Below are 26,030 nucleotides of genomic sequence, written 5' to 3' on the forward strand. Positions count from 1 at the left end.
CACCGCGATGACACTCCGCGATCGTTGGCTATCGGGCCATGGCCCCATTCAGCACCGTGCCGGCACGGTCACCCGCATGGACGCGCTGGTGGGCGGCCTAGCGGCCGCCGGCCGCGTCCCCGACCCGGACCAAGCCTACGCCATGCTGGCTGCGGCGGACCGGCTGTGCTGCGCCGCCATGAACGTGGTGGCGCACATGACCTACGCCCGGCGCATCGATCCCACCGGCGCGCCGCTGGCCGCCGAGGACTTCAAACCCAATCCGGAAGGCCATACGGGCGGCTCGCTCAACATGGTGCCCGCCTTCGTGGGCTATCTGCTGGCCAATGCGCTAAGCGGGATGACCCGCGGCTGGCTGATGGGCCAGGGCCATTGCGTGGCCGCCATCGAAGCCGTCAATGCACTGACCGGCGACGTCTCGCCGGCGCAGCGCGGACGCTACGATCGCAGCGAAGCCGGCCTGGCCCGCCTCGTCACCGATTTCTATTCCTACGCCATCGACGCCCGGGGGCTGCCCGCCGTTCCGCTGGGCAGCCACGCCGGCCCCAATACGGCGGGCGCCGTCTCCGAGGGCGGCTATCTGGGTTTTGCCGGCCTGCAATACGTGCACATGCCCTTGCCCGGCGAGGGCCTGGTGGCCTTCCTGAGCGACGGCGCCTTCGAAGAGCAGCGCGGGTCGGACTGGGCCACGCGCTGGTGGCGGGCGGAGGATTGCGGCCGGGCCGTTCCCGTCATGGTCCTCAATGGCCGGCGCATCGAGCAGCGCACGCAGATCGTGCAGGAAGGCGGCGCGGATTGGCTGGCCGAAGACCTGCGGCACAACGGGTTCGACCCTCTCATCGTCGACGGACGCGACCCCTCGGCCATCGCCTGGGCCATTCTCGAAGCCGAATCGCGGCTGGCGTCCCGCCTTGCGGCCGCGGACTTCCAATACCCCGCCCGGCTGCCCTACGTCATCGCCGAGACCGAAAAAGGCTACGGCTTCCCGGGCGCGGGAACCAACGCCGCGCACAACCTGCCGCTGGACGGCAATCCCCGCATCGATCGCGCGGCCCGGGACGCCTTCAATGACGGGGCGCGCCGTCTATATGTTCCCGGACCGGAGCTGGATGCCGCGGTCGACACGCTCGTCAACCACGGCGCGCAGGGGCGCCCGCGCGAAAGCCGGCATCCCATGGCGCATCGCCACCCCGACGCCCCCGTGCTGCCCGCGCCGGCCTGGGAAACGCTCGGCAGCCAGGGCAGCGCCATGGCCACGCTGGACCGCTGGTTCGTGGAATTGGCGCGGGCCAATCCGTCGCTGCGCGTGCGCGTCGGCAACCCGGACGAACTGGCCAGCAACAAGATGGGCGGCACGCTGGCCCTGCTCAAGCATCGCGTCAATCGTCCGGAAGCCGAAGTGCCGGAGGACCTGCACGGCGCCGTCATCACCGCATTGAACGAAGAGGCGGTGGCGGCCGCCGCGCTTGCGAACAAGGCCGGCCTGAACCTCATCGTCAGCTACGAAGCCTTCGCAGTGAAAATGCTGGGCCTGCTGCGCCAGGAAATCCTCTTCGCCCGCCGCCAGAAAGAGCTCGGACAATCGCCCGGATGGCTATCGGTGCCCCTGGTGGTGACCTCTCATACCTGGGAGAACGCCAAGAACGAGCAATCGCATCAGGATCCCACCATAGGCGAAGCCCTGCTGGGCGAGATGTCCGACACCTCCCGCGTGCTCTTCCCCGTGGACGGCAATAGCGCCGCGGCGGCATTGCGGGCCGTCTACGCGCGCCGCGCCCAGGTGGCCTGCATCGTCGTGTCCAAGCGCGATGGCCCGCAACGCTTCGACGCGCGGGCCGCCGAATCCCTCGTCGAACACGGCGCGGCGCATGTCGCGGGAGACCCGTCGGCCAGCGAGCTGCAATTCGTCGCGCTTGGCGCCTACCAGCTCGAAGAAGCCCTGAAGGCGCGCGACCATCTGGCCGCTCGCGGGCACGCATGCTGCGTTTCCGTGGTGCTCGAGCCCGGCCGCCTGCGCATGCCGCGCGACGAACTCGAATCCGATTTCGTCCTTCCGGATGCCGCCGTGCATGCGCTCTTCCCGCAAGGGCTGCCGCGCGTGCTGCTGTGCCATACCCGCCCCGAACCCATGCTGGGCGTCCTGCGCCGGCTGGACGACGGCCCGGCCCGCACCCGGGCGCTGGGCTACATCAGCCGGGGCGGAACGCTGGACGTGCCGGGCATGCTCTTCGCCAACCGCTGCACCTGGGCGCACGCGGTCGCCGCCGCGGCCGCCGTGGCGGGCTGGCGCCGCGAGGACGTGCTGGACCCGCCCCGGCTTCGCGCCATCGACGGCCGCGGCAATCCCGCCGACCTGCTCGATCCCCGGTCCTGACACTCACGAGGAAACCATGCTCTCATTGACCTGCCTGGGCGGCGCCGGCACCGTCACCGGATCCAAGCACCTGCTGAGCCATGGAAACACCCGCCTGCTGATCGACTGCGGACTGTTCCAGGGCCTGAAGAACCTGCGGGAGCTCAACTGGCAGCCCCTGCCCCTCGCGCCCGCCGACATCGACGCGGTCGTGCTGACCCATGCCCATCTGGATCACTGCGGCTACCTGCCGCGGCTGGTGATCGATGGATTCAAGGGCGGCATCCACGCCACCTCCGCCACCCGCGACGTCGCGGAACTGATCCTGCTGGACAGCGCCAATCTCCAGGAGAAGGACGCTGAATTCGCCAACCGCAAGGGCTTCTCCAAGCATGCGCCGGCGCTGCCGCTCTACCGCGTCGTCGATGCGGAACGGGCGATGAGACGCTTTTCGGAAGTTGCGCTGCGCCAGCCGACCGCCCTGCCCGGCGGCGCGCGACTCACCCTGCGCCGCGCCGGACACATCCTTGGCGCGGCCACCGCGCAGATCGACATCGGCGGAATGCGCGTGGTCTTCTCCGGCGACCTCGGACGCTACGGCGATCCGGTCATGCACGACCCCGAACCGGTTCCACGGGCCGATTACATCGTCATTGAATCCACCTATGGCAACCGGCGCCACGACACGGCCGATCCCATCGAAGCCCTGGGCGCGATCATCGAACGCACCGTGCAGCGAGGCGGCACCGTCGTGATCCCCGCCTTCGCCGTGGGACGCGCGCAAACCTTGATCTACGCGCTGTGGAAGCTGCGCCAGGCGGGCCGGCTGCGGAATATCCCCGTGTATCTCGACAGCCCGATGGCGGCGAGCGCCACCGAACTGCTGTACCGCCACGCCGCCGAACACAAGATGCCCTCGGGCGAATACGAGGCGGCCTGCGCGGCCGTCGCCTATGTGCGCGACGTCGAGGAATCCAAGGCGCTGTCGGCGAACCGCTATCCCAAGGTGATCATCTCCGCCAGCGGCATGGCGACCGGCGGCCGGGTGCTGCATCACATCGCGGCCTTCGGCGGCGACCACCGCAACACCCTGCTCTTCTCCGGCTTCCAGGCCGCCGGCACGCGCGGGCGCAAACTGCTGAACGGCGCCGCCGAGACCCGGATCTACGGCCAATGGATAAGCATCAACGCGGAAGTCACCGAATTGCCCATGCTATCGGCGCACGCCGACAGCGATGAGCTCATGCGCTGGCTGTCCGGCTTTCTCGAGGCGCCCCGCCGGGTCTTCATCGTCCATGGCGAGCCGGAGGCCGCCGAAGCCTTGCGCGAACGCATCCAGCGCGAACTCGGCTGGCATGCCACCGTGCCCTTGCAGGACCAGAAGTACGCGCTTACGGACTAGCCTCAGTTGGGCAGCAGCGTTACCGTCTGCGGGTTGTACTTGGCGTAGGCGCCGCTGCCGCACCCCGCGTAGGGCCGCGCCCGCGCGGGCAGCCCGGTGGCGCGGATGGCGAGCTTCCCGTCCCGAGAACGGATTTCCTTGTAGCGCTCGGCGGCCACCTCGCCATCGGGCAGCAGGTACAGACGCACGCGCGCCAGGCCCGTATCGGGGTCGGCCTTGCTGGCCTGGCTGAACGCGGGCACGGCCACCGTCGCCTCGTGCCAGGCCTGGGGATCTTCCAAGGCCTGCCAGCGCACGCGCACGGGCTGTTCCAGATCGGCCAGGACAGGGCTGCCGCCCACGGACGGGTCGCATGGTTGCAATGCCAGGCTGCGCGCGGCGTATTCACCCAGGTCCAGCGTCTGGCCGTTGATCTCTACCCTGAAGATCGTCTGGGGCGTGTAGTTCTCCAGGCCGAAGATCGCCAGCCCCGGGATGCGGGCCCGCGTCATCGCGTCCTCGGTGCTTGCGGCAAACCGCGCGATGCTCGGCGCCACGTCGACGTGGTCGGCATAGTGGAAATACTGGAACACCAGCAGCGAGGCCTCCCCGTACGCATGCGCCGCCGCCAGCTTGCCCACCTCCGGTTGGGGCAGGCGCCGCAGCGGCAGGGACGCGCCTGGCGCCCCATCCTGGCCGGGATACTCGTAAAGCCGGACGTCGTCCTTCAGACGCGCACCCGCATAAGGGAATTTTCCCCCTCCCTGCGGGATCACATGCTGATAGCGGGAAAACCTGGCGAAGCGGCGGTTTTCGGCCGAGCCGGGCTCCAGATAGCTCGCTGCGTCCGACGATCTATAGCCGCCGCGTGTATCGAACCCGATCATGCCGCCGCTCAGATTGACGTGCGTCTCGCTGATCGCCGGGTGCGCCTCGCGGAAACGGTCGCGCCGGCTCTGCTGGACCGACTCGCTGATCGGCACGATCATCGCCGCCAGCAGCGTGGGCAGGAGCAGCAAGGCATGGGCCCGCCCGGGCATGCTTCCGCGGTCGCGCACCATGTACACGATCCAGGTCAGCAGCAGCACAACGGCCAGCGGCCCGCCGAACAGCAGCCCGTAGCTCAGCAGGGCCGCCGCCCCCCAGCCCAGACTGCCGCTGGACACGGCATACACGCCGAGAGCCGCCACCAGGCCCGCCAGCACGAAGGAAACGATGATGCCGAACAGATAATTCCCGGTCTTCAATTTCAAGGGCCTCGTCGATTATCCAGGCGGTTCGGGCCGATTGCGCGGCCAATTTGCGGGGCGTACACTGGATTTGCATGGGGATGGCATTCCTCCACTGGCCGCCAGTGTATCGCTTGTGCCGCGCCGGTTCGTGCCGGCCTGCCGCTGTGCGGCGCGAACGCCGTGCTCCGCGGGAGTCATCCATGGACGGATATCAGCTCACCTTCTTCACCCAGCAAGAACGCCGGCACGGCCATCAGCAGCTATGCCAATGGCTGTTGACGCTGGCCCAATCGATGCAGATCCGCGGCGCCACGCTGGTCAGCGCCCAGGAAGGCCTGGGCAGCCATCATCGCCTCCATTCCGCGCATTTCTTCGACCTGGCCGACCAGCCCGTGGAAGTGACCATGATCGTGTCCGCGGAGGAATGCGAGGCGTTGATGGATCGCCTGCGCAGCGAGCCCGGCCTGCGCCTCTTCTATGCGAAGAGCCGCGTGGAATTCGGCACGATAGGCGAGCCGGCCTGAGCCGGCGCGCCGCCGGCCATCAGGCCGGCCGGTCGCCGATCCAGGCCGAGAAGCGCAGCAGATATCCGTCCGGGTCCTGCACCAGGAATTGCCGCACGCCGACTTCGACCGCATCGCTGCGATACCAGCGCTCTTGGGGTTCGCGGTACAACGGCCATCCGGCAGCCGCCAGGCGCTCCACCAACGGCGCGATCGCCTGCACTTTGATCTCGAAGTTGATGCCCCGGCCCCGCGGCGCGTCGAGCGGCGCCGTGATCCAGTTCTCGCCGCCGCGCACCTCTTCCAGCATGAATTGCGCGCCGTCCAGATCCAGGTAGACGAAACCCTCGTCCTCTCGCCGATAGGCGATCTCGAAGCCGCACAAATCCATCCAGAAAGCCAGGCTGCGCGACAGGTCGCTTACCAGCAGTTCCGGCACCATGCGGGCACGGTGAAGCTCAGTCATCGGGCGCTCCAGGTTTTCAGAACCCGCCATGATGCCAGAACCGGCCCGTATCGCACTAATTCCCGTTCGACTTCCCGCTTGCGACGTCCCATAGCGCCTGGGAAATCGGCTGCTCGCGCTCTTCGATGACGTGGGCGATCAGCCCCGCCACCCGGCCGATGAGCGTCATGCCCTTGCCGAATTCAGGGCTTAGTCCCATGTCGAGCAACACTGCCGCCTTCGCGCCCGTCGCGTTCAACGGCACGGGCTTGCCGAATACTCGGCTTGCGGCCGCCGCCAGGGCCAGCACATAACGGCAATGCCTGCCGTAGTACCCGCAATCGGTAGCCACCGCCAGTATCTTGTTCGAGCGCGGGTCGGCCTCGACGTGGATGGGATGCCCGATTCCGGGAATACGCCGCCGCGCCGCGCGCTCGCGCACCACGACGCCCTCGGCGTGCGCGGCCAGTGCATCCGCGTCCGAGCCGTCGAAGTCCGCCGCGGCCTGCTGGAGAAAGCGCGCGGCGTACTCCACGACGCCCAGATAGCGGCTACCCGCGCCCAGCAGGCCGGCGGCGACGGCGCCCTGCATGGACTCCGGCGCCCCGTGCAGGGTCAGGCGGGTCGCCAGCGCGCTGGGCGTCAGTCCGTGGTCCGCAGCGGTCACCAGGAACATATTGATCATGCGGCGCTGATTGGCGTCCGGGAAACTTCCCAGCACGGTCAGGCACAGCACATCGACAAAGTCGCGCTTGTCGATCAGATCCTCGACCAGGTCATGGCCTCTGATACTGATGTGGTCGGCGTCGCCGCCGCCGATATCGCTCTTGAACATGTGTTTTCCTTTTCGGATTCGGATCGGCCGCTTATTCCAGGCGCGCGCCCGATTGGCGCACCACGGCTTTCCAACGCGGCACTTCTTGTTCCACAAAGCTCTGGAACTTCCGGTCGGACAGGCCCATGGGGAAACTGCTGATGGCCGCCATCGCGGCCACGACGTCCGGCGCCTGAGTGATCTGCCCGATCGCGCGAGCCAGCTTGGCGACCACGGCGTCCGGCGTGCCCGCGGGCACGAACACCCCCGACCAGCCCTCCAGCGCCGCATCCGGATAGCCTGCCTCGGCCATGGTGGGCACCGTCGGCATGGCGTCCAGCCGGCTCGATCCCGCCACCGCCAGCGCGCGCAGCTTGCCCGCCTGGATGTGCTGGCTTACGGATTCGGGGTAGCTGAACATGATCTCCACATTGCCCGCCAACACGTCGGACAGCGCCGGCCCCGCCCCCTTGTAGGGCACGTGCGTCATGGATATGCCCGCCGCCGATTGCAGCTTGGCCGCCGCCAGATGAGTCTGCGTGCCCGAACCCGCCGAAGCGTAGTTCACCGCTCCCGGCCGCTGCTTGGCCGCCCGCACCAGGTCGCTCAGGCTGTGATAGGGCGTGGCGGCATTGACCACCAGCACGGTCGACTGGCGAAACAGCGAGTGCACCGCGCGCAGATCCTTGGACGGATCGATGCGCGCGTTGTCGAACAGCGCCAGATTGGCGGCCTGCGTGCCGTGGGTGCCGTACAGCAGCGTATAACCGTCGGGCTTGGCGTGCGCCACGGCCTCGGCGCCGATCATGCCGCTGGCGCCGGGCCGGTTCTCGACCACGACCGGCTGCCCCAGGACGTCGGCCAGCTTGCGCGCCAGCAGGCGCGACTGGTTGTCGGATATGCCGGCCGCCGCGAACGGCACGACCAGCGTGAGACTGTGGCTGGGGAAGTCTTGCGCGCGGGCTTGCGGCCCGATCAGAAAAGCGCATGCCGCCGCGGCCGCCGCCACAAGTTTCTTGTTCCAGTTCTTCATGTTTTCCTCCGATGCGATTGCGCGGGCCTATTGGTAGGAATGCCGTCCGGCGGTGGTGCCCGCATCCACCGGCAGGACCACGCCCGTGACCCAGCGCGCCTCGTCGCTGGCGAGATAGCGGATGGCGTGGCCGACATCCCAGCCATTGCCCTCGGTGCGCAGCAGGGAGCGCTTGCGGCGGATCTCCCGTTTTTCGTCCGACATGCCGCGCGCATACACCATGGGCGTGTGGACCATGCCCGGCGCCACGCAGTTGACGCGAATTCCCTCTTCGCCGTGATGCGCGGCCATGGCCCGGGTCATGTTGACCACCGCTCCCTTTGACGTGGGGTACAGCAGGCTGGGATGGCCGCCCATCAGACCCGCCACCGACGCCACGTTCACAATGGCGCCGCGCCCCAGCTCGCGCATGGCCGGAATGCAATGGCGCGCCATGAGCATCATCGAGGTGATGTTGGTGCGCAGCGCCCGGTCCCATTCCTCCAGGTCCAGATCGACGGCGTTGCCGGCCGGGCCGCCCACGCCCACGTTATTGACCAGGATGTCCACCCGGCCCCAACGCTGCCGGGCCTCGCGCACGGCCTGGGCGCATTGCGCATCGGCGCTCACGTCGCAGGGCAGGACCAGCGCCTCGCCGCCCTCGTCCTCGATCATGCGCCGCGTCACGTCGGCCCATTCCTCGACGGCGTCGATCAACGCCACACGCGCGCCGTCGCGCGCCAGCAGGACAGCGGCTGCCCGGCCATTGCCTATGCCATCGGCGCGCGAGCCCGCGCCCGTCACGATGGCCACTCGGCCCTCCAGCGACCGCGCCGCTGCCTGGATTTCCATGCTCATCGTCTTCCCCTGATGTGTAGTTCCATTAATTGATCTTGCGCTTGCGGTCGCCCCAATAGCGAGAGCGCAACTGGTTCTTGTCGGGCTTGCCCAGCGTGGTCAGAGGCAGCGCGTCCACGAAATCGATCGACTTCGGCGTGTTGACGGGGCCTTTTGCGCTGCGCACCGCCGCCTTCAGGTCGTCTTCGGTGGCGGCGCTTCCGGGGCGCAGCACCACCACGGCCTTGACCGCTTCTCCCCATTTCTCGTCGGGCACGCCGATCACGGCCGCCGCGGCCACCGCGGAATGCGCCGCCAATACGTTCTCGATTTCCTTCGGATAGACGTTGAAGCCGCCCGAAATAATCATGTCCTTCTTGCGGTCGACAAGGAAGTAATAGCCGTGGGGATCGCGATAGGCCATGTCGCCGGTGTGCAGCCAGCCGTTGCGCAGCGCCTGCGCCGTCAGTTCCGGCTGCTTCCAATAACCCTCCATCACCAAGGGGCTGCGCACGCACAGCTCGCCTATCTCGCCCGGCTCGACCGGCCGGTCCTGATCGTCCAGCAGCTCCACCGTCACGCCCGGGTACGGCATGCCCGCCGAGCCCAGCGTATTGACGTCGGTGCGCGCATGGTCTTCCTGGGACAGGAACAGGATGTTGCTGGGACTTTCGGTCTGGCCGTAGCTCTGCACCAGCACCGGCCCGAATACGCGCAGCGCTTCCTCGATGCGCGCGGGCGCCATGGGCGACGCGCCATACGACAGCAGGCGCAGCGACGAAAAGTCGGCGGTCTTGCAAAGCGGATGGTCCAGGATGGCGTACACCATCGTGGGCACCAGGAAGCTGAAGGAGGCCCGGTGCGCCTGCAGCGCCGCGATGTACTTTTCGGGCTCGAACCCTCGCTGCAGGATGACGGTTCCGCCGCGCCACAGCGTGGGCACCAGCATCGCGCCGGCGCCGTGCGAGATGGGCGTGGGACACAGCAGACGCAGTTCCGCCGGCAGCTGGCGCGCGGCCAGCAGAAGCACCGCCTGCATCCACATCGACCGGTTGGTCAGCATGACGCCCTTAGGCTTGCCCGTCGTGCCGCCGGTATAGGCGAGGCGGATGACGTCATCCGCCTCCGCCGTCACGCGCAAGGGCGCGGGCTCCTGCTCCTGCGCGTACTCCCAGAACGACGCCTGGCCCGCCACGCCGCTGTCATGCGAATACCAATGGCGCACGGCGGGGCAGCGCCCGCGCAGCGCATCCAGGCGCTCGCGGTAGCCCCCGTCCGCAATGAAGAAACATGCCTCGGCGTCGCGGACGATGTACGCATGGTCCTCCAGGCCACCCATGCCATGCAGCGTGATGGAGCGCAGCCCCATCAGATAGGCGGCCGCCATCACCACGAATACGTCGCTGCGATTTCCCGACAGCTGGGCGACGCCGTCGCCGCGCTTGAGCCCCAGGGCCGAAAACGCCGCCATGGCCTGGCCGATACGCCGTCCAAGCTGGCGATAACTGAGCCGGGACTGCTCGTCGATGAACGCCACGCGGTCCGGATAACGCGCGATCGCCTGGATGATCAAGTCGCCGATGGTGCCGCCGACATGGGCACGGTGTGTACGCATTGCTGTCCTTGTGTGAGGGCGGTGCAACGGCTGCGCCCAAGGGCATTTGCATCGTTTCACCAACATTTTCATATGCTCAACGAATACGCAGTATATTCTTAAATGAATCGTTTCATCAATAGACCGACAAAAACCGGCGCGGCGGGCGTTCGCCATGCGTGCTCGCGGATGGGCCTGGGGTATACTTTGGCGCTGCAAAAGGGATCTACATGCGGCAAAAAAAAATCAGCATCCGGGACGTCGCGGCCCTGGCTGGCACCTCGGTGGGCAGCGCGTCGCGCGTGATCAATGGCGCTGCCAACGTCACGCCCGAAGTCCGCGCCAAAGTCGAACGCGCCATCGCCGCGCTGCGTTATCGCCCCAATCATGCGGCGCAGGCATTGCGTTCCCGCAGCAGCAAGACCATCGGCTGCATGTTCTCCGACGTCACCAACCCTCTCTACGCGCGGGCGTTCCGGGCGCTCGAGGCCCGCTTCTTCAACGCCGGCTACATGCTGCTGCTGGCGAACGGCCTCAACGACCCGAAGCGCGAAGTCAGCATCCTCAACACGTTCCAGCTGCGCGGCATGGACGGCGTGATCATCGCGCCTGGCAACGAGCGCGATCCCGACGTGCTGAATGCGGTGCAGAACCTGACCATGCCCGCGGTGATCTACGATCGCGACATGGACGTCAAGGCGGACGCGGTCCTGTATGACCATGCCAAAGGCATTGCCGACACGGTCCGCCATCTGATTTCCCTGGGCCATGTCCGAATCGCCCTTGTGCTGTGGCAGGCGCGCAGCCGCCCCGTGCGCAGGCGCATCGAAGGCTACAAAGCGGCCTTCAAGGCGGCGCACCTGCCCGTTCCCGACCTGCTGATCCAGGGCCCTTCTCCCACCAGTTCCGCCTATGACGCCATCACCGACTTGCTGGGCCGGCCCGACGCGCCCACGGCCATCATTGCGCAGGGCACGCAAACCCTGAGCAGCACGCTGCGCGCCATCGCGGCAATGGGCAAGCGGGTGCCCGAAGACATCTCCGTGGTCGGCATCGGGGATTCCGACTTCGCCGAGGATTACGCCCCTGCGCTGACCGTGCTGCGCACCCCGGTGGAATCCGTGGCCGACTGCGCCTCGGCGATGCTGCTGGAACGCATCCAGGCCCGCAGCGGCGAAGCGCAGCCTGAACCGCGCACCAACGTTTTCCCTTATGCGCTGATCGAGCGCCAATCCTGCGGCCCGGTCAAGCGACGCGCAAAATGATCTTGCCGAAGTGGCCGTTGGCCCGCATATAGGCCAGGGCCTGCGCGCCCTGCTCCAGCGCAAACTCGCGGTCCACCGGCAGGCGCAATGTCCCGTCGCCCAACGGGCCGCCCAGGTCGCGCAGCATGTCCGCGGTAATCCGCCGGACCTCCTCGCGTGAGCGGGTGCGAAACGTGACGCCGCAGTAGCGCACGCGCCGCAAGGCATGCAGATCGAAGTCGAAACTGCCCGTGCGGCCCGCCAGCCGGCCCACGTTCACGATGCGCCCTTCGATGGCAGTGGCAGCCAGGGTGTCGTTGATGGCAGGCCCCGACAGCATGTCCACCACCAAGTCCGCTCCCCTGCCGGCCGTGGCGTCCAGCACCAGGCCGGACCAGCCGGAGACGGCAGGATCCACCACCAGATCCATGCCCAGGCCGAGCAGGCGCTGGCGCTTGGCCTCGCTGGTGGAACTGCCTCCCACCCAACCGGCCCCGAGACAGCGCGCGATCCGCAGCGCCATCAGGCCCACGGCGGTCGAGGCGCCATGGATCAGCAGGGACATGCCGGCCCTCAGCCCACCATGGGTCACCAGGGCGTCGTGCATGGTCTGCAGCGCAATGGGCAGGGAGGCGGCCTGAGCGGGCTCCAGGCCGTCCGGCATGGGCAGCACCCGCCCCCAGTCCGCGACCGCATAGTCGGCGAAGGCGCCTCGCCCCGACCCCATGACGCGCTGTCCGATACGGACATGGCTCGGCACCTCGGCCCCCACGGCATCCACGGTTCCCGCCCACTCCAGGCCGAGGATGGCGCCCGGCCCGCCGGCATCGCCATGCCGGCGGCCTTCGGCCATGTAGAGATCGGCGCGGTTCAGGGCGCAGGCCAGCACCCGCAGCCGGACTTCCGACGGCCCCGGGCTGGGCACCGGCGCCCGGGCCAGCACGGGTCCGTCCGCCCCCAGGACAAGCGCGCGCATCGTCGGGGCCATTATTGCGCCTTCGCGCCCGATTTCTTGACGATGTCGCCCCAGCGGTCGATCTCGCTGTCGACGAATGCCTTGAACTGGTCGACGCCCATCAGATCGATCTGGATGCCGGCCTCGTCGAAGCGCTCACGCACCGAATCGCTTGCCAGCGCCTGATTGATGACGGTATTGAGCTTTTCCACGATAGGCCGGGGCGTGCCGGCGGGCGCGAAGATGCCGCTCCAGCTGGTGACCTCATAGCCGGGAACGCCGGCCTCCATCAGCGTGGGCACGTCCGGCAGCACGCTGGCGCGGTTGCGGCTGGTCACGCCCAGGGCGCGCAGCTTGCCGGCCTGGATGTGCGGCAGCGAAACGTTCAGGTTGTCGAACATGAGCTGGATGTGTCCGGCCAGCAGATCGTTCATGGCCGGGCCTCCTCCTCGATACGGCACGTGGGTGTAGCGGGTGCCCGTCAGCACCTGGAAAAGCTCGCCCGACATGTGGATGCTGCTGCCGGCGCCGGATGAGCCCATCATCAGCTTGCCCGGATTCGCCTTCGTCCACGCGATCAGTTCCTGCACGTTTTTCGCGGGAACCGAGGGGTTCACCACCAGCACGTTCGTGCCTGCCGTCATGCGCGCAACGGGCTCGAAATCCTTGCGCGCGTCGAAAGCCGGATTCTCGTACAGCGTCGGATTGATTCCGTGCGTTCCGATCGTTCCCTGCAACAGGGTATAGCCGTCGGGAGGCGAACCCGCGACGTGCGCGGCGCCGATGTTGCCGCCGGCTCCGCCGCGATTTTCCACGACGACGGGCTGGCCGAGGATCTTCGACATCGCTTCCGCCAGGATCCGGCCCGTGGTATCCGTGGAGCCGCCCGGCGGGAAGGGAATCACGTAGCGGATGGGCCGCTCCGGATAGGCGGCGGCCGCCACGCCGGGCACCGCGGCCACGGCGGTTGCGGCCATGGCCAGCGCCAGCATGCGCCTCATGCCCGGCACGGCCAGGCGCAAGAAAATGCGAGGGTTCATCGTTGTCTCCTGGTGTTGTTATGTGCGGTGCGGCGCGCGCCGCCCTATTTGCGCAAGACGATGCCGGCCGACATGCCCCCGTCCACCGGCAATTCAACAGCGTTGATATAGCTGGCCTCGTCGGACAGCAGGAACCGGATCGCGGCCGCCACTTCTTCCGCGGTTCCCTGCCGCCCGAAAGGCATGTGCTGTGCCAGCCGGTCCGGCCTGGCCTGGCTTGCAGCCCGGCCCATCGGCGTGTCGATCAGGCCCAGCACCACGGTATTGGCCCGAATTCCCGCCGGCTGGCCTTCCAGCGCCACCGCCCGGCATACGGCCGACAGCGCTGCCTTCGACGTTTCGTAGGCGGGGTTGCGCCCGCCAGGGCGGCGCGATGCCGTGGACGATACGAAAACGATGGAGCCTCCCGGCGCCATCCGGGGCAAGGCGTGTTTGGCGCAGAACACATGCGCCCGGGTGTTGACGTTCAGCACCGCGTCCCAGTTGTCCGGCGTCAGTCCCGACAGCGGCGTGCGGTGGCTGACGCCCACGTTCAGCACCAGGCCGTCGAGCCCGCCGAGGGCCGCGACCGCCCGGTCGATCATGCCCTCGATCTGCCCCACGTCCGACACGTCGGCCTGCAGGGCAATCGCCTGCCCGCCAACCTCGGCGATATCGCCCACCGTGCGCTCGGCGGCGTCGAGATCGCGGTCGGCGCAGGCCACGCGCGCGCCGGCGCGGGCCAGCGCCAGGCACGCCGCATTGCCGTTGGCCGCAGGCTGGCGCGCGCCGGACGAGCGCCCAGCCCCCACCACCAGGATACGGCGGCCCTCCAGGCGGAAAGCTGCGGCTTCGGATTTCTGTACTTGGCTCATGATGGACTCTTGATAGGAGGAGCGCAGCGGCTCAAAGCGTGGCGACCGGCGTGACGGGAGATCCCACCGCGCCAGGCAGGCGCAGCGGCGGCGCGGTCAGCAGGAATTTCGAGCGCCCCTGCGCGGCGAGGGCGCGCGCCAGCTCGGACAGGTGCCAAAGCTCGCCCAGGGGGATCCCGTACTGGAACAGGCATAACTGATGCAGGGGCAGCCGCGCGCAGGGTTCCGCCGCGGGCCGGCCCGGTATGCCCTCGACGGCGTAGTTGTCGGCGCAGAGCGCGGCGATCCCGCTATCCACGATCCAGCGTCGCAGGCGCTCGTCGCGGCCGTCCAGCACGGCGCAGCTGTTATCGAGCACCGCGGCGTCGGGCGCGCCGCCCATGGCAATGATCTTGTCGGCGAACCCCGTGTACAGGCATAGCATGTCGCCGGACTGGATATCGCCGCCGGCGGCATCCACGGCGCGCATCAGCAGGTCATAACCCACATACTGGCGCGCATCGCCGCACAGCGCGTGCAGGTCCAACAGCATGCCGCGCGACTGGATGGCTTTTTCCGCCATGGTCTGGATGCCCAGGCGGTGCGCGCCCGGCGGCGCCCCGTCTTCGGGGCCGACCACGTCGACGCCGGCGCGGAAACCGTTGTAATACACCGCCACGGGTTCGCCATTGCCCTCCACGTCGAACCGGTGCCCCACGTGGGCGAAGCTGTCCCATTGGGTGGAGTACTGCGTATGCAGGGTTACCGCGTCGTCGCAGACCACGTCGGTGTGCGCGTGGCCGTCCGGGTCCACGGGCAGGTTGTAGACGGGACGCCCGTCCCGCCGCGTCGGCGCCAACACCGGCGGATGGCGGCGCGGATTCAGCACATTGCCGCCCGGCAGATTCAGCGGCAGGCTCAGGCAGATGCTGCGCCCTTCCCGCACCTCGCGCACTCCCCGCAGAACCGCCTCGGGCGTGATCAAGTTGAGCCGGCCCAGCTCATCGTCCGGCCCGAAGTCGCCCCAGTTCGATGCCGAGGGCCGTACTTTCCAGCGTGGATTCATTTTTCTGTCGTTCCTTGCCATCACATCACAATTGCACGCGCGCGGACTGCACGATGCCCCGCCAGCGCCCGGCCTCGGCCGCGACGAATGCGGGGAACGCCCGCGCGTCGAGCTTGCGCAGCAATTCGGTGCCGTTCTGGGCGGCACGCGCCTGCACGGCCGGGTCCGCCAAGATGCGGCCGCAGGCGCCGGACAATATCTCGACAGCATCGGCCGGGGTGCCGCGCGGCGCGAACAACCCCGACCACACCGATGACTGCGCCCCCGCATATCCGGCCTCGGCGATGGTGGGAACGCCCGGCAGGCTGGGCAGGGGCCCCGGCCCCGTCGTCACGAGCGCGCGGAGCTTTCCGGCACGGATCAGCGGCAGACTGGTGATGGGGTAATCGAACATCACGTCCACCGTGCCGGCCATCAGGTCGTTCATCGCCAGGCCGGCGCCTTTGTAGGGCACGTGCAGCAACCGGATGCCCGCTACCTGCTGCAGCAGCTCCGCCACCAGATGCTGCGCCGTGCCCACGCCGGCCGAGGCATACGTCATCTGACCCGGCCGCTTGCGGGCCAGGGCCAGGAATTCGCCGAACGTGGCGAACGGCGTCGTCGCGCCGGTGACCAGCACGTTGAAGTCGGCGAACAGCCCGTGCACGGGCACGAAGTCCCGCAGCGGATCGTAGGGAAAATCCTTGTACAGATAGCGGTTCGCCGCATGCGTGCCATTGGTGCCGAACATCAGGCTATATCCATCGGGCGCTGCCCGCGTGGCCACGCCGAGCGCGATGTTGCCGCCCGCGCCAGGCCGGTTGTCCACGACAAAAGGCTGTCCAAGCTGGGCCGCGAGTTTTTCGGCCACCAGGCGCGCATTGCTGTCGGCGATGCCGCCGGCGGCAAAGGGCACATACAGCGTCAGCGCCCGCGAAGGATAGGCCGCGGCGCGGCCGGCGCCGGGCAGGCCCATGGCGGCCATGCCCGCCATGGCGGTGAGGAAGCCGCGCCGCCCCGCCCGGGCTTGGCTAGGCATGCGCTCCTTTGTTTGAACCGATTCATTAACTCTACAAAAAAGCACCATGCCTCCTCAGATGGCCGTTGAATTCTCTGGTAATTAACGGCTGTCTCCGTAATTTTCGCCAACTCTAGCACACAATGAAACGGTTCACCAATAACCCGAAGCACATCTATTTCGGCTTAGAAATGGGCGAGGCTGGCGCTGGCGACCAGGATGCGAGGCGGGGGAGACGGGACGTCTTGCGGGCGGCCGAAAAAAAACGGGCCGGCCGGGAATCAGGCCGCGGCCGGCCGGGCGGGGCCTTGGACTTTCATGGGCGGATTGCGCTTGCCGGTGCGTTGGGCATCGCGGGGATGTCAGAGCGCCCCGGCGATTACTTCGTGCCTGTAGCCATAGCCGAGCAGGATGGAACCGGCCTTGGAACCCTTGAGATAGAACTGGAACGACCGCGCCGTCGGATTGTTCCGCCCTTCATCGAGGATGACGGCCTGCTGCCTGATCGGATCGTAGAGCGACTGCGGGATCAGCCAGGCCGATCCTCGGGAGAGCTTGCCGTTGGCGTACACCTGCGACAGGGTCACGATGCCCAGGGCGGGAGCGCCCGAGGCGACGAACCGCCGGGACTCGGCGATATCGTGGCGTTCGACCAGCTTGGCCGAGATCTTGCTGGCTATGCCCAGGTTGTCCAGCACCTGCTTCGCCGGCTGGCCGTACACGAGATCCGGGCTCACGACCGAAAGCCGGTCGAACTTGTTGCGAGTCAGGATATGGCCCTGCGAGTCGACATACCCTTCCTGCGGAGACCACAGCACCAGCGAATTCGTCGCGTAGGTATAACGCGTGCCCGCCACAACCAGATTGCGTGCTTCCAGTTCCTTCAAGGCCGCCGTGTTATTGGGCAGCAACAGATCGTACCGGGCCCCGCCGAGGATTTGCCGCAGCAGGTCGCTGGTGTTTCCTACGGTAAGGATCACCTTATTGCCAGTGTCCTTTTCGAAGCTCTGGGCGATGGCGCGCAGCGGTTCGGCAAGCAGGGTCGCGACGGCAACACGCACTTCCCCGGCCATGGCGCTTGGACCGAGACTGGTCCCGAGCAGGGGGAACGCGGTAAGCAGGACGTGCAGGAATTTCATGGCAACGCTGGTAAGCAACCGCGGGCGCGGTCCGACATCGGGGATTGATACCATGGGGCGAAGGTCAATAACAAGGTTATGTTTCCATACGTTTCAAAGATGGTGCGCCCTCTCCATCCCCTATAGGATTCGGTTGTTTTCTATAGTAGACAAGCAAAAATGCCCCGACCCACGTTCAAATTTGCCGATTGCCGCGAGGAACAGCATTCGACCGCGATCCTCGATATCTTGAACGAAGCCATCCTGAACTCGACGGCGCTCTATGACTACCGGCAGCGCGAGCCGGCCGCGATGGCGGCCTGGTTCCAGGCAAAAGCCGCGGGCGGCTTCCCGGTGATCGGGGCCTTCACGGACGACGGCACGCTTGCCGGTTTTGCCAGTTGGGGCACGTTCCGCGCCTTCCCCGCGTTCAAGTACACCGTGGAGCACAGCGTTTATGTCCACAAGGACTATCGCGGCTGTGGACTGGGCAAGTCGCTCATGTCCGCGCTCATCGCGCGGGCGCGCGAGTCGAACGTGCACACGCTCATCGGCTGCATCGACGCGACGAATGCGGGCAGCATCGCGCTACATGAGAACCTCGGCTTCCAACACGTGGGGACCCTGCCAGAGGTGGGATTCAAGTTCGGCCGGTGGCTCGACGCAAGCTTCTATCAGCTCCGCCTCGAAGGCCCTGCCCAGCCCGTGGATGGCTGAGGCCGACGCCACAGGCCCTAGCGTCGGATCAGCGCCACCACGTAGACACAGGGCGCGTCCGTCGCGTTTTGGAATGCGCACGCGGTCGGCAGGCCGAGCTGCAGGCAGTCGCCCCGCTCCAGCACGTGCGTGATGTCCCCTTCCTGGAACGTCAGCGTTCCCTCGAGAACCCAGATCTGCTGGTGCTGGAAGACAAAGGCGCTGGCCGGGTATTCGACCCGCACGCCGGCGGGCAAGGTCACTTGCACCATCTCAAGCATCGTCCCGTTGCGAGGCGACACCACCCGGCGCTCGTAGCCGGTTTCCGGATCCACCCACACCGACTGCGAATCCGCCTTGCTCAGGCGTTCGCCAGTCCGCTCGGCCAGGGCCAGGAGCATGGACAGCTGAAGCCCGAACGCGCCGGACAGTTTGCCCAGGATGGTCGCGGTGGGGCTGGCTTCGCAGCGCTCGATCTTGCTGATCATCGCCTTGGACACGCCGGACTTGTCTGCAAGGTCGCCCAAAGACCAGCCGCGGGCTTCGCGCTCTATGCGAAGCCGCGTGGCGATGGCGATGGAAGGATCAGGAAGCGGGTTGTTCATGTTGGCAGTGAGGGCGGCGGGTTCTGTTCGTCATTGTATCGGCCCGCAGCGCGCCGGCCGGCCGTACCGATCTCATAGCACATATCGGACTCCCGGGTTTGTACCTAGATGAGAAGTCTTTGATAGTGATCAATCGTTCACTATACTTGACGACACAGCCAGACCGGCGATTCGGGCCCCACCCCGGAACTCACCAAGTACCGCTTCGGAAACTGATATGTCACGTGAAATTCGCTTCAACGCCTTCGACATGAATTGCGTCGGCCACATCCAGCAAGGCCTGTGGACGCATCCTCGGGATCAATCGACACGGCACGGAGAGCTGCAATACTGGGTAGATTACGCCAAACGGCTCGAAGCCGGCCTGTTTGACGGCATCTTTTTCGCCGACGTGGTCGGCGTCTACGACGTGCTCGGCGGCAACGCCGACGCGGCCGTGCGCAGCGCGGCGCAAGTGCCCGTGAACGACCCTACCCTGCTCATCCCCGCCATGGCGGCCGTGACGAAGCATCTGGGTTTCGGCGTTACCTCGAATCTCACCTACGAACAGCCGTTCCTGTTCGCCCGGCGCATGTCGACCCTGGATCACCTGACGGGGGGCCGCGTCGGCTGGAACATCGTCACCGGCTACCTCGACAGCGCCGCCCGCGCGATCGGCATCGAAGGCCAGATCGCCCACGACGACCGCTACGACCTGGCGGACGAATACATGTCGCTGGTCTACAAGCTGTGGGAAGGCAGCTGGGACGACGGCGCCGTGCTCGCCGACCGCGAACGCGGCATCTATGCCGATCCCGCCAAGGTGCGGACGATCCATCACGCCGGGCCCCAATACAAGGTGGACGCCATGCACCTTTGCGCGCCCTCTCCGCAGCGCACGCCGGTGCTGTATCAGGCGGGCTCCTCCACCCGCGGCCGCAGGTTCGCGGCCACGCACGCGGAATGCGTCTTCGTGAACGGCCAGAAAAAGGAAGGGGTCAAGGACATCGTCAGCGACATCCGCGCCCAGGCCGTGCAGCTCGGCCGCAAGGCCGACGACGTAAAGGTCTTCCTGGGCGCCACGCTGATCCTCGGCCGCACCGAGGCCGAGGCCCAGGAGAAGTTCGCCGAATACCGCAAGTACGTCAGCACCGAAGGCGCCCTCGCCCACGCCGCGGCGTCGCTGGGCATCGACTTCTCGAAATACGACATCGACGAGCCCATCGATACCGGCAAAAGCCAGGCGATCGTCTCGAACGTGGAAGCCATGACGCGCGCCAGCGGCCCGCAGTGGACCCGCCGCAAGCTGCTGGAACAGATGGTCCTGGGCAGCCGGCAAACGCCCTGGGTCGGCTCCGTCGATCAGATCGCGTCGCAACTTATCGGCTGGAGCGAGGAGGCCGACGTAGATGGCTTCAACCTGTCTCGCACCGTGGTCCCCGAATGCTTCGACGACGTCATCGAGCTCCTGATTCCGCAACTGCAGGAACGCGGCGTCTACAAGACCTCCTACAACGACGGTTGCTATCGCGAAAAGCTGTTCGGCCAGGCCCGCCTGCCGGCGTCGCACCCCGCAGCCAGCTATCGCAGCAACGGGAAATAAGCCGTGGCCGTGCCCGGGCACGCAGCGCCGAATCCGCCTGCATGCCCGGCCGGAAAACAGGAAGGTGCCATCATGATTGATAAATTGACCTATCGAGAGGCCATGTCCGGCCTGGGCGCGGCGGTCAACGTCATTACCAGCGAAGGCAAGGCGGGGCTTGCCGGCTGCACGGTTTCCGCGGTCTGCTCCGTGACGGACGACCCGCCCACCCTGCTCGTGTGCATCAACAGGGCAAGCAAGAACAACGCCGTTATCCGCGAAAACGGCAATCTGTGCGTGAATGTCCTGGCCGGCGATCAACGCCACATCGCCATGCGATTCGCCTCCAGGAACGTGCCCATGGAATCGCGTTTCGCGGCGGCGACCTGGGATCGCCTGGAGACCGGCGCGCCGGCGCTCGTGGACGCCGTCGCCGCCCTGGACTGCGAAGTGATGTCCATGAACGAAGTCGGGACGCACACCGTCTTCTATTGCGAAATCAAGGCGATCCGCAGCACCGCCGGCCGCGAAGGCCTGATGTACTTCGGCCGCGACTTCCACCGCCTGCCGCAGGCGCCGCAACCCGCCCACGCCTAGGGGCGCGCGGCGAGCCCTTCATTCCTTCGTCCGGAGGCTGACGATGGCCGGGGCTTGCCTTGCCGCGCCGGCCAGGCCGAAGCACGAACCAAGAATTTTGGATATCAGAATGCACGCTTACCCAGAAATCCAGATGCTCATCGGCGGCCAGTGGCGCCGAGTCGCCGGCGATCCGGTCATCAACCCCTCCGACGGCACGGTCATCGGCTCGGTCCCCAGGGCCGGCGCGCAGGATCTCGACGATGCCATCCAGGCGGCCGCCCAGGGGTTCCGCGCCTGGAGAAAGACCGCGCCCGCCCTGCGCGCGGAAATCATGTTGCGGGCCATCGCGCTGATCCGCGAACGCGTGGAGGAAATCGCCCACGCCATTTCGCTCGAGCAGGGCAAGACCTTGGCCCAGGCCCGCGCCGAAGTGCTCCGCGGCTGCGACCTGATGACGTGGGACGCAAACGAAGGAAAGCGGCTCTACGGCCGCGTCGTGCCGGCCGAGCCCGGCATGCGCCACACGGTGATCCGCGAACCCATAGGCGTCATCGCGGCCTTCACGCCCTGGAACTTCCCGATGAGCTCCCCCGCCCGGAAGGTGGGCGGCGCATTGGCCGCGGGTTGCTCGATCATTCTCAAGGCGGCCGAGGAAACGCCGGCCGGCGCGGTGCTGCTCGCAAAGGCGTTCAAGGACGCGGGGCTGCCCGACGGCGTGCTGAACGTCGTGTTCGGCGACCCGGCGATGATCTCGGCGCATCTGATTGCGAACCCCACGGTGCGCGGCATCACGTTCACGGGATCGACTCCCGTAGGCAAACACCTGGCAGGGCTGGCCGCGCAGCACATGAAGCCGGCGATCCTGGAACTGGGCGGCCACGCTCCCGTCGTGATCTGCGAGGACGCAGACCCGGAAAAGGCGGCGATCGCATGCATCAAGGGCAAGCTGAACAACGCGGGCCAGGTGTGCGTCTCGCCCACCCGCTTCTTCGTCCACGCCAGGATCTACGACGCCTTCGTCGACGCCATGCAGCGCCACGGCAGCCAGGTCAAGGCAGGCAACGCGATGGACGCCGGCAACGACATCGGCCCGGTGGTCAACCGCCGCCGCTTCGACGCGATCGACGCCCTGACGAAAGATGCGCTCGAACGCGGCGCGCGCCTGGTATGCGGCGGGAATCCGCCTTCGGGCGCGGGATACGTCTACCCCTTTACCGTGCTTGCCGACGTTCCCGGCGACGCCCGGGCCATGAACGAAGAGCCGTTCGGCCCGCTGGTTCTCGTCGTGCGCGTGACCGACATCGACGAGGCCATCGCTCGGGCGAATGCCCTGCCGTACGGACTGGCCGGCTACGCCTTCACCACGTCCGCGGCCAATGCGTACAAGCTGGGCGACGAGCTCGAGGTAGGCAACCTGGCGATCAATCACCTGGTGTCGGCCGTGTCCGAGACGCCGTTCGGCGGCGTCAAGGAAAGCGGTTACGGCCGCGAAGGCGGCACCGAAGGCCTTGAGTGCTACACGCACGTCAAGAGCATCTCCCATTTGATGGATTGGGCATAGGGCCTCCATCGACGATAAGCGGCGAGCGTCGGCCACGCTCACCGTAACAACCGCGTGCAGAGATCATCGAGGCGATGGACCATCGCCTTGAGGTCGACTCACGTCCAATCACAAGGGAAAAACCGGAGATTCATCCATGCGAGCCGTTCACACCCTGGCGTTAGCGCCAGTCCTGATGGTCCTTGTAGGGCCGTTCTTTCTGAATCGCGTCACCCCTTTCCTGCTCGGGATGCCGTTTCTGCTGTCCTGGCTGGCGCTGTCCCTCGTCCTTACATCCATTGTGATGGCGATCATCTATTTCTCTGACCAAAAGGCAGAATCCACTCAACGGGACGGCCACGCAAAATGAACAGCGCATTGATCTTTATTGCCTTGGCGGTCGGAGTCGCGCTCTTTCTCGGGATCCGGGCAAGGCGCGGCAAGGACATGAGCCTGGAACAATGGACGGTCGGAGGTCGCGGCTTCGGCGCGGCGATCGTCTTCCTGCTGATGGCAGGAGAAATCTACACAACCTTCGTCTTCCTGGGCGGCAGCGGCTTCGCCTACGGCAACGGCGCCGGTGCCTACTACCTCCTCGGGTATGGCAGCCTGCCTTTCATTCTTTCCTACTTCATCCTGCCCCCGGTGTGGAGGTACGCGAAAGAACGCCGGCTGCTGTCGCAACCCGACTTCTTCGCTTCAAAGTACAAGAGCAGCGCGCTCGGCGTGCTGGTGGCGATCGTCGGCTTCATCGCGCTGATCCCCTACCTGGTTCTGCAGCTCAAGGGCCTGGGCATCATCGTCAGCATCTCCTCCTACTCCGCCATCTCCTCGAACCAGGGCGTCATCATCGGCGCGATCGTCGTCGCCGCGTACGTCGCGCTGTCGGGCGTCCACGGATCGGCCTGGACTTCCGTGATCAAGGACGCCCTGGTGATGTTCGTGGCGGTTTTCCTCGGCCTGTATCTGCCGTACCACTACTACGGCGGCATCGAGAACATGTTCACCGCAATCGAGGCGGCCAAACCCGGCTTTCTCGCGCTGCGTGACGTGGGCCAGAGCCCGACGTGGATGGTGTCGACCGTGGTGCTGTCCACCCTCGGCTTCTACATGTGGCCCCATATGTTCATGGCGGTGTACACGGCGAAGGGAGACGGCGTCCTGCGCAAGAACGCGTTCATCCTGCCGATCTACCAGCTCATGCTGCTGTTCATCCTGTTCGTCGGCTTCTCCGCGATTCTGCAGGTCCCCGGCCTGAAGGGCGGCGACATCGACCTGGCGCTCTTCAAGATCTCCTTGCAGACGTTCGACCCCTGGTTCGTCGGAGTCATCGGCGCGGCAGGCATTCTCACCGCACTGGTTCCCGGCTCCATGATCCTGATGACCTCCGCTACGCTGCTCGCGAACAACGTCTACCGCCCCCTGCGGCCCGGCGTGGAAGACGCGCACATCGCCCGCGTCGCCAAATGGCTGGCGCCCGCCATCATGGCGGTGGCCGTCTGGTTCACCCTGGGCGGAGGAGACACGATCGTGGCGCTTCTGCTCATGGCATACGCTTTCGTGACGCAGCTGTTCCCCGTGTTCCTGGCCAGCCTGTTCAAGTCGAACCCGGTCTCCAAGCCCGCCGCCTTCGCCGGCATCATCGTGGGCGTCTCCACGGTGGCCTATGTTTCCCTGACCAAGCAGACCGTCGCCGGCATGTTCCCGCTCCTGCCGACCGCCTTGAAGGACTTGAACGTCGGCATGATCGCGCTGTTCTTCAACCTGGTCGTCCTGACCGTCGTCTCGATCGCGACGCGCGGCCTCTCCGCCCCGGGCCGGCTTTCGCCCAACGCTTCCTAACCCCTGACCCGAGCCTGCGGCGCCGTTCATCGCGAACGGCGCCGCGAATGTACGTTTATGCGGAACAAGACACAGACCAGGCGCATCGCCTACATCCAGTCCAGCTGGCACTCCGGCCTGCTGGCCCACTCCAGGCTGGCCTTCTACGACAGGATGGCCCATTACGGCTGGGCGTTGAATCGCATCGATACCTATGACGTTCCCGGCGCCTTCGAAATCCCCCTCTTGGCCAAGCGCGCCGCGCTGTCCGGGCGATACGACGCGATCGTGGGCGCCGCGCTGGTCGTCGACGGGGGCATCTACCGACACGAGTTCGTCGCGCAAGCCGTCATCGACGGCCTGATGCGCGTGCAGCTGGAAACAAACGTTCCGGTGTTCTCTATGTCGCTGACTCCCCATCACTTCCACTCGCATGACGACCACGGGAAGTTCTTCTCCGATCATCTGAAGCACAAGGGCAGGGAAGTCGCCGATGCCTGCGAAGGCATGCTCGACGCGCTGCACAGGTTCGAGCTCGACCTCCCCCCGGAAGACGTCGATCAAGCCGCGTGAGGCCCGCCATGGACATAGACACCCGCGCCGCCGGCGTTTCCCAAGACCCGATCGAGCCCCTCTCCGCGTTGCGCAAGCAGCTTCATGCCAGGCCGGAGCTGCGCTTCGAAGAGCGCCTCACTTCGGACGCCATCGCCCGGGCGTTGGAAAGCTACGGCTATGCCGTCGAGCGTGGCATCGCCGAGACCGGCCTGGTGGCCACGCTGCCCGGCAAAGACCCGACCCGGGCCATCATGCTGCGGGCGGACATGGACGCGCTGCCGATCCAGGAAGCCAACGATTTCGAGCATGCCTCGCGGCACCCGGGCCACATGCACGCCTGCGGCCACGACGGCCACATCGTCATGCTGCTGGGCGCAGCCAGGGCGCTCAAGCTGCGGCCCCAGCTGCCGGGAACCGTGCATTTCGTGTTCCAGCCCGGCGAAGAAGGCGGCGCGGGCGCCAAGCGCATGATCGACGAAGGGCTATTCACCCGCTTTCCCGCCGATGCGGTTTTCGGCATGCACAACTGGCCCGCGCTGCCTGTCGGAAGCGCGGGGATCCGCCCGGGGCCTATCATGGCCGCCGGCGCGCGCTTCCGGATCGTGGTCCAGGGCAAGGGAGCGCATGCGGCGCAGCCGCATCTGGGCCGCGATCCCATCCCCCTGGCCTGCACGCTCGTCCTGGAACTTCAGACCCTGGCGGCGCGGCACAAGAACCCCATCGACCCGGCCGTGATCTCCGTATGCATGCTCAACGCCGGGCATACCGACAACGTCATACCCGAGAGCGTGGAGATCCGCGGCACGGCTCGCGCCCTCTCCACCGGCGTCCTGGAGATGCTGCAGCGCGCAATGGACAACATCTGCAACGGCCTGGCGCTGGTCCAGGACGCCAGCATCTCACTGGAATTCTTCCAGTTCTATCCGGCGACCGTGAACTCCCCCGCCGAGACACGGCTTTGCGCGCAGGTCCTGCAGGATGCCTTCGGGGTCGACAAGGTGGACGTGGACACGCCGCCGAACATGACGTCGGAGGACTTCGGCTTCATGCTTCAAGAGAAGCCCGGCGCGTATATTCTTATCGGAAATGGATCGCCGGACCGGAAATCGCATAATCTTCACCATCCCAATTATGACTTCAACGATTCGGCCATTCCCCATGGCGTCCGGTACTGGGTCGATCTCGCGCATGCCTACTTCCGGCAGGCGCGGGGCCATCGGGCCATCGGATGAATCCGCATGGAAACGCG

The 26,030-nt window shown here is 66.7% G+C and carries 25 protein-coding genes; 12 read left to right on the top strand and 13 right to left on the bottom strand.

The window, feature by feature from the left end; translation table 11 throughout:
• The first annotated feature begins 7 nt into the window (after positions 1–7).
• Together ACN6PJ_RS03555 and ACN6PJ_RS03560 are read left to right on the top strand one after the other, a co-directional pair.
• Complete coding sequence (locus tag ACN6PJ_RS03555; protein WP_427994529.1) at positions 8–2,374, top strand: xylulose 5-phosphate 3-epimerase; 2,367 nt, start codon at positions 8–10, stop codon at positions 2,372–2,374.
• Positions 2,375–2,390: 16 nt separating this feature from the next.
• Complete coding sequence (locus ACN6PJ_RS03560; protein ID WP_427994530.1) at positions 2,391–3,755, top strand: MBL fold metallo-hydrolase RNA specificity domain-containing protein; 1,365 nt, start codon at positions 2,391–2,393, stop codon at positions 3,753–3,755.
• Positions 3,756–3,757: 2 nt separating this feature from the next.
• Here the strand turns inward: ACN6PJ_RS03560 and ACN6PJ_RS03565 are convergent, their stop codons facing one another.
• Positions 3,758–4,987: a hypothetical protein gene (locus ACN6PJ_RS03565; protein WP_427994531.1), complete on the bottom strand. Its 1,230-nt coding sequence runs from the start codon at positions 4,985–4,987 to the stop codon at positions 3,758–3,760.
• 179 nt (positions 4,988–5,166) lie between these two features.
• Between ACN6PJ_RS03565 and ACN6PJ_RS03570 the strand changes: the two genes are divergently transcribed.
• Positions 5,167–5,490, top strand: coding sequence for a DUF190 domain-containing protein (locus ACN6PJ_RS03570; RefSeq protein WP_427994532.1), 324 nt, complete (start codon positions 5,167–5,169; stop codon positions 5,488–5,490).
• A gap of 19 nt (positions 5,491–5,509) precedes the next feature.
• Here ACN6PJ_RS03570 and ACN6PJ_RS03575 read toward each other — a convergent pair whose 3' ends face one another.
• The 5 genes from ACN6PJ_RS03575 to ACN6PJ_RS03595 are packed head-to-tail and all read right to left on the bottom strand — an operon-like array spanning position 5,510 to position 10,192.
• Positions 5,510–5,935 carry a bleomycin resistance protein gene (locus tag ACN6PJ_RS03575; protein ID WP_427994533.1) on the bottom strand — a complete coding sequence of 142 codons (426 nt, stop codon included), beginning with the start codon at positions 5,933–5,935 and terminating at the stop codon, positions 5,510–5,512.
• Positions 5,936–5,990: 55 nt separating this feature from the next.
• A complete protein-coding gene (locus tag ACN6PJ_RS03580; protein ID WP_427994534.1) occupies positions 5,991–6,749 on the bottom strand; it encodes a citryl-CoA lyase in 759 nt (252 codons plus the stop codon).
• A 31-nt stretch (positions 6,750–6,780) separates the two neighbouring features.
• Positions 6,781–7,761 (bottom strand): Bug family tripartite tricarboxylate transporter substrate binding protein, encoded by a 981-nt coding sequence (locus ACN6PJ_RS03585; protein WP_427994535.1) that lies wholly within the window; start codon positions 7,759–7,761, stop codon positions 6,781–6,783.
• 27 nt (positions 7,762–7,788) lie between these two features.
• Positions 7,789–8,598 carry an SDR family NAD(P)-dependent oxidoreductase gene (locus ACN6PJ_RS03590; RefSeq protein WP_427994536.1) on the bottom strand — a complete coding sequence of 270 codons (810 nt, stop codon included), beginning with the start codon at positions 8,596–8,598 and terminating at the stop codon, positions 7,789–7,791.
• A gap of 25 nt (positions 8,599–8,623) precedes the next feature.
• Complete coding sequence (locus ACN6PJ_RS03595) at positions 8,624–10,192, bottom strand: AMP-binding protein (RefSeq protein WP_427994537.1); 1,569 nt, start codon at positions 10,190–10,192, stop codon at positions 8,624–8,626.
• Between the two features lie 209 nt (positions 10,193–10,401).
• Between ACN6PJ_RS03595 and ACN6PJ_RS03600 the strand changes: the two genes are divergently transcribed.
• The gene (locus ACN6PJ_RS03600) at positions 10,402–11,436 is read left to right on the top strand and encodes a substrate-binding domain-containing protein (RefSeq protein WP_427994538.1); all 1,035 of its coding nucleotides are present in this window, start codon (positions 10,402–10,404) and stop codon (positions 11,434–11,436) included.
• On the opposite strand, the gene ACN6PJ_RS03605 is transcribed toward ACN6PJ_RS03600, so the two are convergent.
• The 6 genes from ACN6PJ_RS03605 to modA form a co-directional block, all read right to left on the bottom strand.
• On the bottom strand, positions 11,417–12,403 hold the full coding sequence (locus tag ACN6PJ_RS03605) for a quinone oxidoreductase family protein (RefSeq protein WP_427994539.1): 987 nt from the start codon (positions 12,401–12,403) through the stop codon (positions 11,417–11,419). The genes ACN6PJ_RS03600 and ACN6PJ_RS03605 overlap by 20 nt on opposite strands.
• Positions 12,403–13,410 carry a Bug family tripartite tricarboxylate transporter substrate binding protein gene (locus tag ACN6PJ_RS03610; RefSeq protein WP_427994540.1) on the bottom strand — a complete coding sequence of 336 codons (1,008 nt, stop codon included), beginning with the start codon at positions 13,408–13,410 and terminating at the stop codon, positions 12,403–12,405. Before ACN6PJ_RS03610 ends, ACN6PJ_RS03605 begins: the two co-directional genes overlap by 1 nt.
• A gap of 44 nt (positions 13,411–13,454) precedes the next feature.
• Positions 13,455–14,264 (bottom strand): SDR family NAD(P)-dependent oxidoreductase, encoded by an 810-nt coding sequence (locus ACN6PJ_RS03615; protein WP_427994541.1) that lies wholly within the window; start codon positions 14,262–14,264, stop codon positions 13,455–13,457.
• Positions 14,265–14,295: 31 nt separating this feature from the next.
• Entirely contained in the window at positions 14,296–15,309 is a 1,014-nt protein-coding gene (locus ACN6PJ_RS03620) for a cyclase family protein (protein ID WP_427994542.1), read from the bottom strand.
• Between the two features lie 25 nt (positions 15,310–15,334).
• A complete protein-coding gene (locus ACN6PJ_RS03625) occupies positions 15,335–16,327 on the bottom strand; it encodes a Bug family tripartite tricarboxylate transporter substrate binding protein (RefSeq protein ID WP_427994543.1) in 993 nt (330 codons plus the stop codon).
• Between the two features lie 341 nt (positions 16,328–16,668).
• Positions 16,669–17,445: a molybdate ABC transporter substrate-binding protein gene (modA, locus tag ACN6PJ_RS03630; RefSeq protein ID WP_427994544.1), complete on the bottom strand. Its 777-nt coding sequence runs from the start codon at positions 17,443–17,445 to the stop codon at positions 16,669–16,671.
• A gap of 159 nt (positions 17,446–17,604) precedes the next feature.
• Between modA and ACN6PJ_RS03635 the strand changes: the two genes are divergently transcribed.
• Positions 17,605–18,141 carry an N-acetyltransferase family protein gene (locus ACN6PJ_RS03635; RefSeq protein WP_427994545.1) on the top strand — a complete coding sequence of 179 codons (537 nt, stop codon included), beginning with the start codon at positions 17,605–17,607 and terminating at the stop codon, positions 18,139–18,141.
• A 17-nt stretch (positions 18,142–18,158) separates the two neighbouring features.
• Here the strand turns inward: ACN6PJ_RS03635 and ACN6PJ_RS03640 are convergent, their stop codons facing one another.
• Positions 18,159–18,725, bottom strand: a complete 567-nt coding sequence (locus ACN6PJ_RS03640) for a helix-turn-helix domain-containing protein (protein ID WP_427994546.1) — start codon at positions 18,723–18,725, stop codon at positions 18,159–18,161.
• A gap of 217 nt (positions 18,726–18,942) precedes the next feature.
• Here ACN6PJ_RS03640 and ACN6PJ_RS03645 point away from each other — a divergent pair, with 217 nt between their 5' ends.
• The 7 genes from ACN6PJ_RS03645 (at position 18,943) to ACN6PJ_RS03675 (ending at position 26,013) form a co-directional block, all read left to right on the top strand.
• Positions 18,943–20,307, top strand: coding sequence for an LLM class flavin-dependent oxidoreductase (locus ACN6PJ_RS03645; RefSeq protein WP_427994547.1), 1,365 nt, complete (start codon positions 18,943–18,945; stop codon positions 20,305–20,307).
• Between the two features lie 72 nt (positions 20,308–20,379).
• Positions 20,380–20,883 carry a flavin reductase gene (locus tag ACN6PJ_RS03650; protein ID WP_427994548.1) on the top strand — a complete coding sequence of 168 codons (504 nt, stop codon included), beginning with the start codon at positions 20,380–20,382 and terminating at the stop codon, positions 20,881–20,883.
• Positions 20,884–20,992: 109 nt separating this feature from the next.
• On the top strand, positions 20,993–22,426 hold the full coding sequence (locus ACN6PJ_RS03655; protein WP_427994549.1) for an NAD-dependent succinate-semialdehyde dehydrogenase: 1,434 nt from the start codon (positions 20,993–20,995) through the stop codon (positions 22,424–22,426).
• 136 nt (positions 22,427–22,562) lie between these two features.
• Positions 22,563–22,775: a DUF3311 domain-containing protein gene (locus ACN6PJ_RS03660; RefSeq protein WP_427994550.1), complete on the top strand. Its 213-nt coding sequence runs from the start codon at positions 22,563–22,565 to the stop codon at positions 22,773–22,775.
• The gene (locus ACN6PJ_RS03665; protein WP_427994551.1) at positions 22,772–24,247 is read left to right on the top strand and encodes a sodium:solute symporter family protein; all 1,476 of its coding nucleotides are present in this window, start codon (positions 22,772–22,774) and stop codon (positions 24,245–24,247) included. The genes ACN6PJ_RS03660 and ACN6PJ_RS03665 overlap by 4 nt, the downstream gene beginning before the upstream one ends.
• Before the next feature lie 57 nt (positions 24,248–24,304).
• The gene (locus ACN6PJ_RS03670) at positions 24,305–24,799 is read left to right on the top strand and encodes a 6,7-dimethyl-8-ribityllumazine synthase (protein WP_427994552.1); all 495 of its coding nucleotides are present in this window, start codon (positions 24,305–24,307) and stop codon (positions 24,797–24,799) included.
• A gap of 8 nt (positions 24,800–24,807) precedes the next feature.
• The gene (locus ACN6PJ_RS03675) at positions 24,808–26,013 is read left to right on the top strand and encodes a M20 aminoacylase family protein (RefSeq protein ID WP_427994553.1); all 1,206 of its coding nucleotides are present in this window, start codon (positions 24,808–24,810) and stop codon (positions 26,011–26,013) included.
• The last annotated feature ends 17 nt before the right edge of the window (positions 26,014–26,030 follow it).

The organism is Achromobacter sp. (genome assembly GCF_050285585.1).
Classification (GTDB): domain Bacteria; phylum Pseudomonadota; class Gammaproteobacteria; order Burkholderiales; family Burkholderiaceae_B; genus Achromobacter.